Annotated in this window: 15 protein-coding genes; 10 read left to right on the top strand and 5 right to left on the bottom strand. The window is 68.7% G+C overall.

All coding sequences use genetic code 11. From position 1 onward, the window contains the following. Positions 1 to 3: 3 nt before the first annotated feature. Positions 4 to 1806 (bottom strand): AMP-dependent synthetase/ligase, encoded by a 1803-nt coding sequence (locus A5688_RS11775; RefSeq protein WP_067909897.1) that lies wholly within the window; start codon positions 1804 to 1806, stop codon positions 4 to 6. Positions 1807 to 1983: 177 nt separating this feature from the next. Here A5688_RS11775 and A5688_RS11780 point away from each other — a divergent pair, with 177 nt between their 5' ends. From A5688_RS11780 to A5688_RS11800, 5 genes are all read left to right on the top strand, one after another. Continuing rightward, positions 1984 to 2373 (top strand): polyketide cyclase / dehydrase and lipid transport, encoded by a 390-nt coding sequence (locus A5688_RS11780; RefSeq protein ID WP_067909918.1) that lies wholly within the window; start codon positions 1984 to 1986, stop codon positions 2371 to 2373. A gap of 102 nt (positions 2374 to 2475) precedes the next feature. Then, the gene (locus tag A5688_RS11785; RefSeq protein ID WP_067833618.1) at positions 2476 to 2913 is read left to right on the top strand and encodes an SRPBCC family protein; all 438 of its coding nucleotides are present in this window, start codon (positions 2476 to 2478) and stop codon (positions 2911 to 2913) included. Then, positions 2906 to 4186: an ArsA family ATPase gene (locus tag A5688_RS11790; protein WP_207546652.1), complete on the top strand. Its 1281-nt coding sequence runs from the start codon at positions 2906 to 2908 to the stop codon at positions 4184 to 4186. The genes A5688_RS11785 and A5688_RS11790 overlap by 8 nt, the downstream gene beginning before the upstream one ends. Beyond that, on the top strand, positions 4183 to 4578 hold the full coding sequence (locus A5688_RS11795) for a hypothetical protein (RefSeq protein ID WP_067909915.1): 396 nt from the start codon (positions 4183 to 4185) through the stop codon (positions 4576 to 4578). The genes A5688_RS11790 and A5688_RS11795 overlap by 4 nt, the downstream gene beginning before the upstream one ends. A gap of 85 nt (positions 4579 to 4663) precedes the next feature. Beyond that, positions 4664 to 5392, top strand: coding sequence for a lysophospholipid acyltransferase family protein (locus A5688_RS11800; protein ID WP_067833612.1), 729 nt, complete (start codon positions 4664 to 4666; stop codon positions 5390 to 5392). Here A5688_RS11800 and A5688_RS11805 read toward each other — a convergent pair. Then, positions 5389 to 6678 carry a glycosyltransferase 87 family protein gene (locus tag A5688_RS11805; RefSeq protein WP_120312531.1) on the bottom strand — a complete coding sequence of 430 codons (1290 nt, stop codon included), beginning with the start codon at positions 6676 to 6678 and terminating at the stop codon, positions 5389 to 5391. The genes A5688_RS11800 and A5688_RS11805 overlap by 4 nt on opposite strands. A 93-nt stretch (positions 6679 to 6771) precedes the next feature. Between A5688_RS11805 and A5688_RS11810 the strand changes: the two genes are divergently transcribed. From A5688_RS11810 to A5688_RS11820, 3 genes are read left to right on the top strand one after another with little or no spacing between them, the layout of a single operon-like run. Beyond that, positions 6772 to 7656 carry a hypothetical protein gene (locus A5688_RS11810; protein WP_067833609.1) on the top strand — a complete coding sequence of 295 codons (885 nt, stop codon included), beginning with the start codon at positions 6772 to 6774 and terminating at the stop codon, positions 7654 to 7656. Between the two features lie 21 nt (positions 7657 to 7677). Continuing rightward, on the top strand, positions 7678 to 8202 hold the full coding sequence (locus A5688_RS11815) for a polyadenylate-specific 3'-exoribonuclease AS (RefSeq protein WP_067833606.1): 525 nt from the start codon (positions 7678 to 7680) through the stop codon (positions 8200 to 8202). 44 nt (positions 8203 to 8246) lie between these two features. After that, on the top strand, positions 8247 to 9635 hold the full coding sequence (locus A5688_RS11820; protein WP_067833669.1) for a class II 3-deoxy-7-phosphoheptulonate synthase: 1389 nt from the start codon (positions 8247 to 8249) through the stop codon (positions 9633 to 9635). Between the two features lie 18 nt (positions 9636 to 9653). Here the strand turns inward: A5688_RS11820 and A5688_RS11825 are convergent, their stop codons facing one another. Continuing rightward, positions 9654 to 10886 carry a protein kinase domain-containing protein gene (locus A5688_RS11825; protein WP_067909893.1) on the bottom strand — a complete coding sequence of 411 codons (1233 nt, stop codon included), beginning with the start codon at positions 10884 to 10886 and terminating at the stop codon, positions 9654 to 9656. Positions 10887 to 11074: 188 nt separating this feature from the next. On the opposite strand from A5688_RS11825, the gene A5688_RS11830 reads away from it, so the two are divergent. Then, positions 11075 to 11479: an Rv2175c family DNA-binding protein gene (locus tag A5688_RS11830; RefSeq protein WP_067833602.1), complete on the top strand. Its 405-nt coding sequence runs from the start codon at positions 11075 to 11077 to the stop codon at positions 11477 to 11479. A 10-nt stretch (positions 11480 to 11489) separates the two neighbouring features. On the opposite strand, the gene A5688_RS11835 is transcribed toward A5688_RS11830, so the two are convergent. Together A5688_RS11835 and idsA2 are read right to left on the bottom strand one after the other, a co-directional pair. Further along, positions 11490 to 13031, bottom strand: a complete 1542-nt coding sequence (locus A5688_RS11835; RefSeq protein WP_067909890.1) for an alpha-(1->6)-mannopyranosyltransferase A — start codon at positions 13029 to 13031, stop codon at positions 11490 to 11492. 3 nt (positions 13032 to 13034) lie between these two features. Then, a complete protein-coding gene (idsA2, locus tag A5688_RS11840; protein ID WP_067909886.1) occupies positions 13035 to 14084 on the bottom strand; it encodes a bifunctional (2E,6E)-farnesyl/geranyl diphosphate synthase in 1050 nt (349 codons plus the stop codon). A 261-nt stretch (positions 14085 to 14345) separates the two neighbouring features. Between idsA2 and A5688_RS11845 the strand changes: the two genes are divergently transcribed. Continuing rightward, positions 14346 to 15242, top strand: coding sequence for a mycobacterial-type methylenetetrahydrofolate reductase (locus A5688_RS11845; RefSeq protein WP_067909882.1), 897 nt, complete (start codon positions 14346 to 14348; stop codon positions 15240 to 15242). Positions 15243 to 15292 lie beyond the last annotated feature (50 nt).

Raw genomic sequence — 15292 nt, forward strand, 5'->3', positions numbered from 1 at the left:
GCGCTACTCGGACTGGTAGATGGCCTCGATGTCGGAGGCGAACTTCTCGGCCACCACGTTGCGCTTGACCTTCATCGTCGGCGTCAGTTCACCGGTGTCCTCGGTGAAGTCCACCGGCAGGATGCGGAACTTGCGGATCGACTCCGCGTGCGACACCGCCTGATTGGCGTCCTTGATGGCCGCGTCCACCTCGGCGACCAGGTCGGGATCGGTGGCCAGATCGCCCACCGACGCGCCGGCCCCCTTCTGGTTGCGCTGCTTCCAGCCGTCGAACGCTTCCGGGTCGATGGTGATCAACGCGCCGATGAACGGCTTGTTGTCCCCGACCACCATCGCCTGACTGATCAACGGGTGGGCGCGCAGCCGGTCCTCCAGCACGGCCGGCGCGACGTTCTTGCCGCCCGCGGTCACGATGATCTCCTTCTTGCGCCCGGTGATCTTCAGGAAGCCGTCCTCGTCGAGCACGCCCAGATCGCCGGTCTTGAACCAGCCGTCGGTGAAGGCGTCGCTGGTGGCCTGCTCGTTGCGCCAGTAGCCGCTGAACACGACGCCGCCGCGCACCAGCAGTTCGCCGTCGTCGGCGATGCGCATGCTGTTGCCGGGCACCAGCGTTCCGACCGTCCCGATCTTGACGTTGCCGACCTGATTGACGGTGATCGCCGAGCTGGTCTCGGTCAGGCCGTAGCCCTCGTGAATGGTCAGGCCCACGCCGCGGTAGAAGTGCCCCAGCCGCGAGCCCAGCGGAGCGCCGCCGGACACGGCCGCGTGGCAGTCTCCGCCCAGCGCGGCGCGGAGTTTGGTGTACACCAGCCGGTCGAACAGGGCATGCTTGGCGCGCAGCGCGAGCCCGCGGCGGCCGCGATCCTGCGCCTCGCTCCAGTCGACGGCGGTCTGCACGGCCGCCGCGAAGATCTTGCCCTTGCCGTCGTTCGCGGCGTTCTGCTCGGCCGTGTTGTAAACCTTCTCGAACACCCGCGGGACCGACACCACCACCGTCGGTTTGAACACGGCGAACAGCGGGACCAGGTTCTTGATGTCGCTGGTGAATCCGACGGTGACCTTGTTGGCGAACGCGGACAGCGTCAGGGAGCGCGCCAGCACGTGTGCCAGCGGCAGGAAAACCAGCAGCCGCTGACCCTCGTCGAGCAGTGTCGGCAGGCTCTCCTTGGCGCCGCGGGTCTCGTACAGCAGATTCGAGTGCGTCAGCTGGCAGCCCTTGGGCCGGCCGGTGGTGCCCGAGGTGTAGATGAGCGTCGCCGGATCCTCGGCCCGCAGCGCCTCGAGGCGGGCGGTGAGCTCGGCCGGTTCCACCTCTGCGCCGGCCTCCACCAGCTGGTCGAGCGCCTTGGGGCCCGAACCGTCGATGTGCAGCACGCGGCGCAGCGACGGCAGTTCGGCGGTCAGCTCGGTGACCATCGCCGCGTGCTCGTCGGTCTCGGCGAACGCCAGCACCGCCTCCGAGTCCTGCAGCACCCAGCGCACCTGCTCGGCCGACGACGTCTCATAGATGGGCACGGTGACCGCGCCGACCGCCAGGATCGCCAGGTCGAGGATCGCCCACTCGTAACGGGTGGCCGAGAAGATGGACACCCGGTCGCCGGCCTGCACGTCCAGGGAGATCAAACCGAGTGCGGCGGAGCGGATCTGGTCAGCCGCCTCTGCGCAGGTGACGTCGGTCCACTCGCCGTCGACTTGACGTTGGTAGATGACGAAGTCGGGGTCATCGCGCTCGTGTTCGAAGACCATCGCCGCGATGTTGTCGTGTTCGCCGACGGTGAAGCGGGCGGGGACGCTGTACTCACGCACTCTTATGACCTCGATTTGACCTCGTGGAGATTCCCGGGAGCGGGTTGCTGTTGACCAGCCTAATCCGCGCGTTGACCCAGCCCCGCCGGAGTCGGGCGGGCCGGGGCGGCGATTGCCCGCGCGACGAGCGGCCCGCCCTGAGCGGGGTGCCGCCGGCCGGTGTGTGAAGCTGTGGTCATGAACAGCATCCAGATCGCGGATGAGACGTTTGTCGCCGCCGACGGCGCACGGGTGGGCGCCGCGGTCGCCGATCAGTCGAGCTGGCGCCGCTGGTGGCCGGACCTGCGGCTGGAGGTCGTCGAGGATCGCGGGGAGAAGGGCATCCGGTGGTCGGTCACCGGCGCGCTGACCGGCACCATGGAGATCTGGCTGGAACCGTCGCTGGACGGCGTCGTGCTGCACTACTTCTTGCACGCCGAGCCGACCGGGGTGGCGGCCTGGCAGCTGGCCAAGCTGAATCTGGCGAAGATGACGCACCGCCGTCGGGTGGCGGGAAAGAAAATGGCCTTCGAGGTCAAGACGACACTGGAACGTTCACGTTCGGTCGGAGTTTCTCCGGTAGTTTAGCCGGGTCAGGTCCGCGCGGGGAGTACCGTGTCGGACCGGGACTTGCGGGATCCCCCACATCGGAGGGGTCGATCCGTTCGCAGGAGAGAGGGCAGCAACCAGGTGGCGGAGAAGACGACGCAAACCATCTACATCGAAGCCGACCCGGACACCGTGATGCGGGTGATCGCGGATATCGATTCCTATCCGCAGTGGATCTCGGAGTACAAGGAAGCCGAGGTTCAGGAGAAGGACGCCGACGGCTACCCCAAAGTGGCGCGGATCGTCATGGACGCCACGGTGCTCAAGGACACGATGGTGATGTCCTACGAGTGGCCCAAGGATCGCCAATCGGTGAGCTGGACGCTGGTGTCGAGCTCGCTGCTGCGTGCCCTTGAAGGCTCTTATCGGTTGGCGGCCAAGGGGTCTGGCACCGAAGTCACCTACGAACTCTCCGTTGACCTGGCCATGCCGATGATCGGCCTGCTCAAGCGCAAGGCCGAGCGCCGGCTGACCGACACCGCGTTGAAGGATCTCAAGAAACGAGTCGAGGCTGAGTGAGTCCACTGAATTCCGAGCGCCCGCCCCGGCCCGGATCAGCCTTTTCGTCGGCAAAGGCGGGGTAGGGAAATCCACCCTGGCTTGCGCCACCGCCGTCGGCGCGGCAAGCGCCGGGCAGCGAGTGCTTGTGGTCTCCACCGACCAGGCGCATTCGCTGGGTGACGTCCTCGGCGTTCCCGTTTCGCCGAGTCAGGGCGAACGGGTGCGGGTGTTCGCCGACCTCGAAACCGGCCACGCGGAGTCCGGTGGCGGGTTTCTCGACGCGCTGGCATTGGACACCCTGGCCCTGCTCGAGGCCCGGTGGCATGACGTCGTGGCGACACTGGACCGGCGCTTTCCCGACTCGGAATTGAGCACCATTGCGCCCGAAGAGCTTTCGGCTCTGCCGGGGGTTCAGGAAGTGCTCGGCCTGCACGCGGTCGGCGAGCTGGCCCGCTCCGGGGAGTGGGACCGCGTGGTGGTCGACTGCGCGTCGACCGCCGATGCCCTGCGGATGCTGACGTTGCCCGCCACCTTCGGGCTGTATGTCGAGCGGGCGTGGCCGCGGCACCGCCGGCTGTCGGTGACCGCCGACGACGCCCGGTCGGCGGCGGTGGTCGCGCTGCTCGAGCGGATCAGCTCAAGCGTGGAGTCGCTTGGCGCGCTGCTCACCGACGGTGATCTGGTCGGTGCGCACCTGGTGCTGACCCCCGAGCGGGTGGTCGCGGCCGAGGCGGCCCGAACGCTGGGGTCGCTCGCCCTGATGGGGGTGCGCGTCGAGGAGCTGATCGTGAATCAGGTTCTGCTGCAAGACGACTCGTACGAGTATCGCAACCTGCCCGAGCACCCCGCCTTCTACTGGTACACCGAGCGCATCGCCGAGCAGCAAACCGTGCTCGACGAGCTCGACGCCACCATCGGTGAGGTGGCGCTGGTGATGACCCCGCACCTGTCCGGCGAGCCGATCGGTCCCAAGGCGCTGAGCGGGCTGCTCGACGCCGCGCGTCGCCGGGGCGGCGCGGCGCCGCCGGGACCGCTGCGGCCCACCGTGGACCTCGAATCCGGGACGGGACTAGGGTCCATCTACCGAATGCGGCTAGCGTTGCCGCAACTCGATCCGTCGGCCCTGACGCTGGGCCGCGTCGACGACGATCTGATCATCAGCGCCGGGGGACTGCGGCGCAGGGTTAGGTTGGCGTCGGTACTTCGGCGGTGCACGGTGCTGGACGCACATCTGCGGGGTAGCGAGCTGACGGTGCGTTTTCGACCAGATCCGGAGGTGTGGCCGAAGTGAGTGGGGCTCATTCCGACATCGGTCCGGAACTGCGCAGGCTCGCCCAGACGATCCTGGACGGCATCGACCCCGCGGTGCGCGCGGCGGCGGCGCTGACGGCCGGCGCGGGGGTCGGCACCGGCAAGTGCCAACAGGTCTGGTGCCCGGTGTGCGCGCTGGCCGCGTTGGCGACCGGCGACCAGCACCCGTTGCTGACCGCGATCGCCGACCACAGCATCGCCCTGCTCGAGGTGATTCGGAGCATCCTCAACGACGTCGACCGCTCTGCCAAGCCGACACCGGAGCCGCCGCCGGACGGCCCGCCCGGCGGCGGACCGGGCGCGCCGGTCGACGCCAAGGACTCGCCGCCGCGGACCCGTTATCAGTCCATCCCGGTCACGCTCGAGGAGTGAGCGCGCTGCGTCGCAGGTGGTCGGTTCGGGTGGGGATGGGTACAGTTGGCGCAGAACATCAGCGGTATAGCCGAGAGGGAGGGCCATGTGGTACTGGCTATTCAAGTACGTGCTCCTCGGCCCGCTGCTTTCACTGCTGGGACGCCCGAAAGTTGAAGGCCTAGAACACGTTCCGAATTCGGGACCGGTGATCCTGGCCAGCAACCACCTGGCGGTGATGGACAGCTTCTACCTTCCGCTGGTGGTGCGGCGCCGAATCACGTTCCTGGCCAAGTCGGAATATTTCACCGGCACCGGCCTCAAGGGCTGGTTCCAGCGTTGGTTCTTCACCGCCGTCGGTCAGGTGCCGATCGACCGCACCGACGCCGACAGTGCCCAGGCCGCGCTGAACACCGCGCAGCAGGTGCTGAGCCAGGGCAAGTTGCTGGGCATGTATCCCGAGGGCACGCGGTCGCCGGACGGCCGGCTGTACAAGGGCAAGACGGGCCTGGCGCGCCTGGCCCTGGAGACCGGAGTCCCGGTGATCCCGGTCGCGATGATCGGCACCAACGTCGTCAACCCGCCCGGGACGAACATGCTGCGGTTCGGCCGGGTCACCGTCCGCTTCGGCAAGCCGATGGACTTCTCCCGGTTCGACGGCATGGCCGGCAACCGCTTCATCGAACGCGCCGTCACCGACGAAGTGGTCTACGAGCTGATGGGGCTGTCCGGCCAGGAGTACGTCGACATCTATGCGGCGAGCCTGAAGAAGGGCGGTGACGGCGCCGCGTCCGACGGCGAGGCGGCCCGGATCCCCGAGACGGCCGCGGGTTAGCCGACGGCGGTCACCGGCGTCAATTGCTGCGGAGCGGCATCCCGCGAAACTCCGCGGGCGGCGACGGTGAACCCGACCGTGACGATCACCGCCAGCGCCCACCACACGTAGGACATCCCGGCGAGCTGCCGCCACCAGACCGCGCTGGCCTCGTGGTGCTTGGGAAGCAGGTCGATCGGCGACCAGCGCGTCAGCGCCACCCCGACGGCGCTGATCACCATCAGCGCCGCGTTGCGGCGCCGCCAGCCGACAATCCCCGTCACCAGCACCGCCGGCAGCACCCAGACCCAGTGGTGCGACCAGGACACCGGCGACACCACCAGCCCGAACAGCGCGACGCACACCAGCGCGAGGGTGGGCTCGTCGGCGCGCAGCACCCGTCGCATCGCCCACACGGTCACCGCCAGCACCAGCAGCGACGCGGCCACCCAGAGCAGGCGCTCCTGCTGTCCCAGCCCCAGCCGGGCCAGGGCGCCGGCGATGTTCTGGTCGGTGTTCAACGACGCGGAGCCGATCCGGTCGGTGTGATGAACGGTGTGCGTCCAGTACTCCCAGGAGTCGTCCCAGGCCAGGGCGAAACCGAGCAGCGTCGCCCCCACGAACGACACCAGCGCGGTCAGCGCCGCGCGGTTGTCGCGCCGCAGCAGGAAATAGAGCAGGAACACGGCCGGGGTCAACTTCAGCGCCATGCCCAGACCCAGCAGCAGCCCGCGCGGCCACGGCGTGCGTCGCGGCAGACAGTCGGCGATCACCAGCGTCATCAGCACGACGTTGATCTGACCGAAGGCGAAGTTCGAGCTGATCGGTTCCAGCCAGACCGTCGCCCCCGCCGCGATGACGATCGCCAGCCACCACCGCCGCAGCCAGGCCGGGCCGGGCAGCGTCGTCGATGCGCTCCAGACGTCGAGGCGGGTCAGCACGATCACGGTCGACACGACCAGCAGCACCAGCGTCAGGGCGGTGATCGCCACGCTGGCGGTGGGCATGTGCATCCAGGCGAACGGGCAGAACACGATGGCGGCCAGCGGCGGATAGGTGAAGGGCAGATCCACGATCGGGGTGTGGAACAGCACGTCCCCGCGGTACAGCGGGTGGCCGTCCATCCAGGCCCGGGCGCCCATCTGATAGACGTCGATGTCGATGCGGTAGGGCGTGTGCCCGAACAGCTGCCACGCCGCGTAACTCAGCCCCGCGGCGGCCGCCAGCCAGGCCAGCCCCCACCACAGCGCCCACCCGGGACCACTTCTGCTGGGAAAGCCCACGCCGGGCGCCTGCCGTGTACTCATGTCGCACAACAGCGTAATGGGTGTCGCGGCCCCGACCCGCCTGGTGCAGCGCGGGTCCCACGGGCCCGGCGCCCACAGGCGTAGGTTTCAAGGGTGCTCCATTCGTTCGCGGCCGAGGTGACCCGATGGTTTGCACACGACATCCACGACCGCGGCCACCTGCCGTTACTGTGCTGCCTGGTCGCCTTCATCCTGACGTTCTTCGTCACGCGAACGTTCGTGCGTTTCATCCGTCACCGCGCCGATACCGGCCGGCCCGCGCGGTGGTGGCACCCGCGCAACGTTCACGTCGGGGGAGTGCACATCCACCACGTGACGTTCGGGGTGGTGCTGACCCTGCTCTCCGGTCTGATGTTGGTCACGTTGTCCATCGACGGTCATGAACCTGAGTTCATCATTGCCGCAACGCTTTTCGGGATCGGGGCCGCCCTGGTCCTGGACGAGTACGCGCTGATCCTGCACCTGTCCGACGTCTACTGGTCCGAGGACGGGCGCACCTCGGTGGACGCGGTGTTCGCCGCGGTGGCGGTGGCCGGGCTGTTGATCATGGGTCTGCACCCGCTGATGTTCTTCCTGCCGATCTGGCACGGCACCGACTCGGCGGCGCTGCGGGCCGTGGTGGCCGGCGCCATGGCGCTGACACTGCCGCTGGCCGTCGTGGTGGTGCTCAAGGGCAAGGTGTGGACCGGCCTGCTGGGCATGTTCCTGGTCATCCTGCTGGTCATCGGCGCCATCCGGCTGTCCCGCCCGCACGCCCCCTGGGCCCGGTGGCGCTACTCCAGGCAACCGGACAAGATGCGCCGCGCGCTGCAGCGCGAGCGGACGCTGCGCCGCCCGGTGGTGCGGGTCAAGCTGTACCTGCAGTGCGCAATCGCCGGCACACCGCGGATGCCCGACGAACGCACGGTCGACGCCACGCTCGACCACGAGATCCACCCGGCGCCGGCGCCCACCGGGCCCATCCTGATCAGTCGCTGACGTTGTCCCTAAGCTTTTGAGGTGCGGTATTTCTACGACACCGAGTTCATCGAGGACGGCCGCACCATCGAGCTGATCTCGATCGGGGTGGCCGCCGAAGACGGCCGCGAGTACTACGCGGTGTCCACGGAATTCGACCCCGAGCGCGCCGGGCCCTGGGTGCGCGCCAACGTGCTGCCCAAGTTGCCGGCCCCGGCATCGCAGCTGTGGCGCTCCCGCCGCCGGATCCGGGAAGACCTGGAGGAGTTCTTCGGGGTCGGCGGCACCGAGCCGATCGAACTGTGGGCGTGGGTGGCGGCCTACGACCACGTGGCGCTGTGCCAGCTCTGGGGAACCATGCCGGAGTTGCCGCGATCCATTCCCCGCTTCACCCGTGAACTGCGGCAACTGTGGGAAGACCGGGGCAGCCCGCGGATGCCGCCGCGGCCGACGGATGCCCACGACGCGCTGGTCGACGCCCGCGATCAGCTCCGCAGATACCGGCTCATCACAGCCGGGGACCCAGACGCCGGGTGGGACGCGCCCGCGGAGTCGCGTTCGCGCTGATCAACCTTGACCAGCGGCGTCGGCGCCCCGGCTACGATGGACCGATGAACTGGACCGTCGACATACCGATCGACCAGCTGCCGCCGTTGCCGCCGCTGCCGACCGATCTGCGGGCGCGGTTGGACTCCGCGCTGGCCAAACCGGCCGCCCAGCAGCCCAGTTGGAACGCCGACCAGGCGGCGGCGATGCGTAAGGTCCTGGAGAGCGTGCCGCCCGTGACGGTGCCGTCGGAGATCGTCCGGTTGCAGGACCAGCTGGCCCAGGTGGCCCGGGGTGAGGCGTTCCTGCTGCAGGGCGGCGACTGCGCGGAGACGTTCACCGAGAACACCGAACCCCACATTCGCGGCAACGTGCGCACCCTGTTGCAGATGGCGGTGGTGCTCACCTATGGCTCGAGCATGCCGGTGGTGAAGGTGGCCCGCATCGCGGGGCAGTACGCCAAGCCGCGCTCGGCCGACATCGACGCGCTGGGGCTGAAGTCCTACCGCGGCGACATGATCAACGGTTTCGCGCCGGACGCCGCGGTGCGCGAGCACGACCCGTCGCGGCTGGTGCGCGCCTACGCGAACGCCAGCGCGGCGATGAACCTGGTTCGCGCGCTGACGTCGTCGGGACTGGCCTCGCTGCACCTGGTGCACGACTGGAACCGGGAATTCGTCCGGACCTCGCCGGCCGGCGCCCGTTACGAGGCGCTGGCCACCGAGATCGATCGCGGGCTGCGCTTCATGAGCGCCTGCGGGGTGGCCGACCGCAACCTGCAGACCGCCGAGATCTATGCCAGCCATGAGGCTTTGGTGCTCGACTACGAGCGGTCCATGCTGCGCCTGGCCGAAAGCGACAGCGGCGACCCGCAGCTGTACGACTTGTCGGCGCACACCGTCTGGATCGGTGAGCGCACCCGCCAGCTCGACGGGGCGCACGTCGCCTTCGCCGAGGTGATCGCGAACCCGATCGGCGTCAAGATCGGCCCGACGATCACCCCGGAGCTGGCCGTCGAATACGTCGAGCGGCTCGACCCGCACAACAAGCCAGGCCGGCTGACCTTGGTGAGCAGGATGGGCAACAACAAGGTTCGCGACCTGCTGCCCCCGATCGTGGAGAAGGTCCAGGCCACCGGGCACCAGGTGATCTGGCAGTGCGACCCGATGCACGGCAACACCCACGAATCGTCGAACGGCTACAAGACCCGACACTTCGACCGCATCGTTGACGAGGTGCAGGGCTTCTTCGAGGTGCACCGCGCGCTGGGCACCCACCCCGGCGGCATCCACGTCGAGATCACCGGCGAGAACGTCACCGAGTGTCTGGGTGGGGCGCAAGACATTTCGGACACCGACCTGGTCGGACGCTACGAAACCGCCTGCGATCCAAGGCTGAACACCCAGCAGTCGCTGGAGTTGGCGTTCCTCGTCGCCGAGATGCTGCGCGACTGAGCGCCCCGCGCGGCCCTGCTACAGCAATCCGTTGAGGTTGCTCCCGACGGTCCATGCCGCGGTGGCGACCAGCCCGGTGATCGCCAGGACCAGCGCCACCCAGACCAGCACCATGCGCCGGTTGTGCTGGCGCGCCCACACGAATTCGCTTATCGGAATGCCCGCGAATTCGCCTGCGACAGACTCGTATTCGTAATCATCCTCGGGTTCGTCGTCGGTGCGGCCCGGGCGTTCCGGCTCCGCCCAGTCCTCGGGACCCCTCGTCATCTGACGCGTGGGCTGACGCACCGGCGCCGGGTCGTCGGGCCGGGGTTGCTGCGCGGCGGCGGGCCGCTGGCCCATCGGGCTGTGCTGTAGCGCCCTGTGGTGTAGCGCTGCCGACCGGTGTTGCGCGGAGTTGCGCGGCGCCGGCACCCGAAAGGCCGGCAGCGCAAGCTCATCGGCGATCGCGTCGAGGTCGGCGCGCATCTGGGTCGCGTCGGCGTAGCGATCGGCCGGGTCACGGGCCGTCGCGCGCTCGACGAATTCGTCGAACTGCGCGGGCACACCGTCGATGACGGAGCTGGGCGCCGGCACGTCGGTGTCCAGTCGCTGGTAGGCGAGCGACAACGCCGAGTCGCCGGTGAACGGTGTGCGCCCGGTCAGCAGCTCGTAGGTCATGATGCCCGCGGAGTAGACGTCGCTGCGCGGACTGGCCTCGCCGTCGCGCACCTGCTCGGGCGACAGGTAGGCCGCGGTGCCCAAAATCACGCTGGCGGAGGTGATTCCGGCGGCCGCGACGGCCCGGACCAAACCGAAGTCGGCGATTTTGACCTCGCCGTCGTCGGAGATCAGCACGTTCTCGGGCTTGACGTCGCGATGCACCAGGCCGGCCCGGTGCGCGGCGGCCAGCCCGCCGAGCACCGGTCGAAGCACCGCCGCCACGGCGTACGGCGGCATGGGTCCGCGTTCGCCCAGCAGTTCGCGCAGCGTGCCACCCTCGATCAGTTCCATCACCAGGAACGGGTGCCGCCCGTCCAAGCCCTGGTCATAGACCGCGACCAGCCCGGGATCCTTCATCCGGGCCACGGTTTGGGCCTCCCGCTGGAAGCGGGTCAGGAACTGTTCGTCGCCGGCGTAGCGAGAATCCATCACCTTCACCGCGACGGGACGGTCGAGCCGGGTGTCCAGGCCGCGGTACACCGTTGACGTGCCGCCGCTGGCGATCCGGGACTGGACCAGGTAACGCCCGTCCAGCAACGTGTTGTCCAACGGATCGACCGGCCCGCCCCCGGGTCGGCGACGATCCGGCCCGCCCCGGCCCGGGCCGGGGGCACCTCCCGCTCGTGGGGGAGGGCCGGGCAAATCAGCGTTGGCCACGGGGCCATCGTAGGTGCGCGGCCGTGATTGGCCGGTTGAACACGGGCTCAACGCGGGCATCTGGGCCTACACTTGCCGGGATGAGCAGTATTCCTGCCGGCGACGATGTGCTAGAACCCGACGAGCCGATTTACGACTTGAAGCGGGTCGCCGAACTGCTGGGGGTGCCGGTCACCAAGGTGCACCAGCAACTCCGGGAGGGGCACCTGGTCGCGGTTCGGCGCGACGAGGGACTGGTGGTACCGCAGGTGTTCTTCACCAAGTCCGGTGAGGTGGTCAAAAGCCTGGCGGGATTGCTGACGATCCTGCACGACGGCGGCTATCAGGACACCGAGATCGTGCGCTGGTTGTTCACCCGGGACCCCTCGTTGACGGTCACCCGCGACGGCAGCAGGGACGCCCTCAACAACGCCCGTCCCGTCGACGCCCTGCACGCCCATCAGGCGCGGGAAGTCGTGCGCCGGGCACAGGCGATGGCCTACTGAGCCTGGCCGCTCATCCGGCGGTGACGTCGGCCGGCTCGGCGCGCCGGGCGGGGGCCCGATACAGGCTGTACCCGGCGATCAGCGCGCACACGGTGGCCAGCGAAAAGTGCAGCCACGAGTACATGCCGTGCGAGCCATCGGGTTTGAAGATCACCATCACCCAGGTCGACAGTCCGCCGATGACCGCGACGGCCCGTCGGGACTGCGCCAGCGGGGCCACAATCGCCAGCGGCCACGAGTAGTACCAGGGCAGGGCGGCCGGCACGAACAGCACCACGATCACCATCGACCACGCGATGCCGGTCAGCGCGGCCCGGTCGTCGCGACGGAACCGCCACCACAACAGCGGCAACGCGACCGCGATGATCGCGATGCCGACGAGCCGGGTGACGCGAAGGATCGGATAGAAGCTCACCGGGAAGAACCCGCCGCCGATCGCGTGGATCAGGTTGGCGGCGGCGGTCGGCACGGTCAGCCAGTTGATGATCTTCACCGATCCGGCCAACGCGGTCAGCCACCCCAGGCCGACGCCGGCCACCGCGGACAAGATCGCGAAGACCACGGCGAAGATCAGCAGCGCTGCCGCCGTGGCGGCGAAAAACGCCGGCACCGCCCGGTAACCCCGCCGGTCGCGCAGCTGCCGCATCCACACCCACACCAGGAAGGGCAGTGCGATGCCGGCGGTGGCCTTGACCGCGATGGCGACGGTGATCAGCGTGATGCCCGCGACGGGGCGGCGACCCAGCGTCAGCGCGATGCCGGCGGCCATCAGACCCACCATCAGCATCTCGTTGTGCACCCCGCCCATCAGATGGATGAGCACCAGCGGGTTGAGCACGCAGATCCACAGCGCCGTCGAAGCGTCAGCGCCCAGATGGCGCGCCACCCGGGGGGTGGCCCAGATCAACAGCATCAGGCCGGGCAGCATGCACAGCCGCAGCAACATGGTGCCCGCCACCACGTTGTTGCCCACCAGGATGGTGATGACCTTCGCCACCAGGATGAACACCGGGCCATAGGGTGCGGTGGTGATCGACCAGATCGGACTGACGTTGTCCAGCAAGCTGTTTGGGTTGGCGACCGGACCGACCGCGTACGGGTCCAGCCCGTCGCGCAGCAACGCGCCCTGCGCCAGATAGGAATAGGTGTCGCGGCTGAAGACGGGCACCGACACCAGCAGTGGCGCCAGCCAGAAGCCGGTGGTCGCTTTCATGACGAACTCGGTCGCCTGGCCGGCCAGCACCCGACGGCCCAGGGCCAGCCAGGCGATCAGCATCAGGCCGACGCCAATCCACAACACGATCGACGACAGCACCAGGCCGTGGCCGAACCGCAACCAGGACATGTGCATCGACTCGAGCAGCGGGTCGTGCTGGCGGGTGCTGCCCGCGCCCAGACCGCCAAGGGTGATCAGCACCGAACCCAGCAAGCCCAGCTTCGCCGGGCCGGAGTCGGCGGCGGCGACGAATGCTCTCAGCTGCGAAAACCATTCGCCGCGAGAGGGTTTGGCCGTCGGCGAGTCGGCCGCCGGGGTGTCCGTTGGGGTCGTCATCGGTTAGGCGGACCGGTTCGTGGCCAGCTTGGCCATCTCGGACAGCCCCGCTTTGGCGGCGCTGTTGATGGGCGCAGCGGCCAGCGTGGCCAGCGCCCGCTGGGTCAGCGTCGCGATCCGCTGTTCGGCCGCGGCCAGGGCGCCCACCGACTCGATGACGTCGCGCAGCCGATCCACTTGTGCGTCGGTCAGCCGGGCTCCGATGGAGGTTCGTAACAGGTTGGCCGCCAACGGGTCTGACTTCTCCGCCAGCTCGATGGCCTCGGCCAGCAGCACGGTGCGCTTGCCCGACCGCAGATCATCACCCGACGGCTTGCCGGTCACCGCGGGGTCGCCGTAAACCCCCAGCACGTCGTCGCGCAGCTGAAAGGCCACCCCCAGGTCGGTGCCGAACTGGCTGAAGACGTCGTGGACGTCCGGCCGGTCGCCGGCGGCGGCCGCCCCGAGCTGCAGCGGCCGTGACACGGTGTAACAGGCGGTTTTGAAGGTGTCGACGTTCATCGCCGAGGCGATCGAGGCCGCCGCGCTGGCCTCGGCGACGATGTCGAGGTACTGCCCGCCGAGCACCTCGGTTCGGATGTTGGCCCACACCTGCCGCACCCGCCGATGGGCCTGCGGCGTCAGTTCGACGCCGAACACGATGTCGTCGGCCCAGGCCAGTGCGAGATCGCCGAGCAGGATGGCGGCCGATATGCCGAACTGCTCCGGCGAGCCCTGCCAGTGCCGGTCGCGATGCAGCGTCGCGAACTGGACGTGAGCGGTGGGCCGGCCCCGGCGGGTCGAGGATTCGTCGATCACGTCGTCGTGTACGAGCGCGCAGGCGTGCAGCAGCTCGAGTGCGGAAAACAGCAGCAGCGCTTGCTCATCGGGAGCTTCGGTGGTCACGGCGCGCCAGCCCCAATAGGCGAAGGCGGGCCGTAACCGCTTGCCCCCGTTGAGCACGAAACCTTCCAGCGCGGCGATCAGGCCGCTGTAGTCGTCACCGATGTACGCGGTCTCGATGCGCCGGTCATGCATATACCGCCGCAACTGGTCGGTGATGGCGCCGGTCAACTCGACGGTTGCCGCTGCTTCTGAAGCTCCTAAGCTCAGCGCCGCGCCCCTTTCTGCTCGGCTGGCTGGGTGTTCCAGGCCCGACCAGTGTATTCGCCGCACCACCGGAGCTGCTCTCCCCATGACGCGGGCGGGGCCGACCCAGTTGCTTCGACTGCCTCATTAACCCGCCCCTATGCTGGCGGGTGCGCTGGGCTCGTGCGGATACCGCGCGGCCATAAGACGCCCCGGGCCAACAGTCGTCAGATGGAGAGAAGCCGCGTGACCCTCAACACCATTGCGCTCGAGCTGGTGCCGCCGAACGCCGACGAAGGTCGGGAGCGGGCACTCGAAGAGGCGCAGAAAGTGGTGCGGAATTCCGCCGAATCCGGTCTCAAGGGCCGGATCCGGCACGTGATGATTCCGGGGATCATCGCCGAGGACGACGATCGTCCCATTCAGATGAAGCCCAAGCTGGATGTGCTCGACTTCTGGTCGGTCGTCCAGCCGGAACTGCCGGGGATCAAGGGCTTGTGCACCCAGGTCACCGCGTTCATGGACGAGTCGTCGCTGCGCACGCGGCTGACCGAGCTGACCTCGGCCGGCATGGAGGGCGTGGTCTTCGTCGGGGTGCCGCGCACTATGAACGACGGCGAGGGCTCCGGCGTCGCCCCCACCGACGCCCTGTCGATCTACCGCGAGCTGGTGACCAACCGCGGCGTCATACTCATCCCCACCCGGGACGGCGAACATGGCCGGTTCAACTTCAAGTGCGACCAGGGCGCCACCTACGGCATGACCCAGCTGTTGTATTCGGACGCGATCGTCGGGTTCCTGCGCGAGTTCGCCGGCCAGACCGACCACCGGCCGGAGATCCTGCTGTCGTTCGGGTTCGTGCCGAAGATGGAGAGCCGGGTCGGACTGATCAACTGGCTGATCCAGGACCCCGGCAACCCGGCGGTGGCCCGCGAGCAGGAGTTCGTCAAGCAGCTGGCCGCCGGCGAACCGGCGCAGAAGCGCCGGCAGATGGTCGACCTCTACAAACGCGTCATCGACGGGGTCGCCGAGCTCGGCTTCCCGCTGAGCGTCCACCTCGAGGCGACCTACGGGAACTCCGGGCCGGCCTTCCAGACGTTCGCGGAGATGCTCGCCTACTGGTCACCGGCCCGGCAGGGCTAGCCCGCCCGACGACGATGCAGGCCGGTGCGGCCCGAGGAGGAGTTGGGCAG

The sequence above is a fragment of the Mycobacterium mantenii genome (assembly GCF_001667865.1).
Lineage (GTDB): Bacteria > Actinomycetota > Actinomycetes > Mycobacteriales > Mycobacteriaceae > Mycobacterium > Mycobacterium mantenii_A.

Coding starts and splice junctions, on each gene's coding strand:
- A5688_RS11820 (WP_067833669.1), top strand. CDS start 8,247: ATGAACTGGACCGTCGACATACCGATCGACCAGCTGCCGCCGTTGCCG.
- A5688_RS11800 (WP_067833612.1), top strand. CDS start 4,664: ATGTGGTACTGGCTATTCAAGTACGTGCTCCTCGGCCCGCTGCTTTCA.
- A5688_RS11805 (WP_120312531.1), bottom strand. CDS start 6,678: ATGAGTACACGGCAGGCGCCCGGCGTGGGCTTTCCCAGCAGAAGTGGT.
- A5688_RS11830 (WP_067833602.1), top strand. CDS start 11,075: ATGAGCAGTATTCCTGCCGGCGACGATGTGCTAGAACCCGACGAGCCG.
- A5688_RS11835 (WP_067909890.1), bottom strand. CDS start 13,031: ATGACGACCCCAACGGACACCCCGGCGGCCGACTCGCCGACGGCCAAA.
- A5688_RS11780 (WP_067909918.1), top strand. CDS start 1,984: ATGAACAGCATCCAGATCGCGGATGAGACGTTTGTCGCCGCCGACGGC.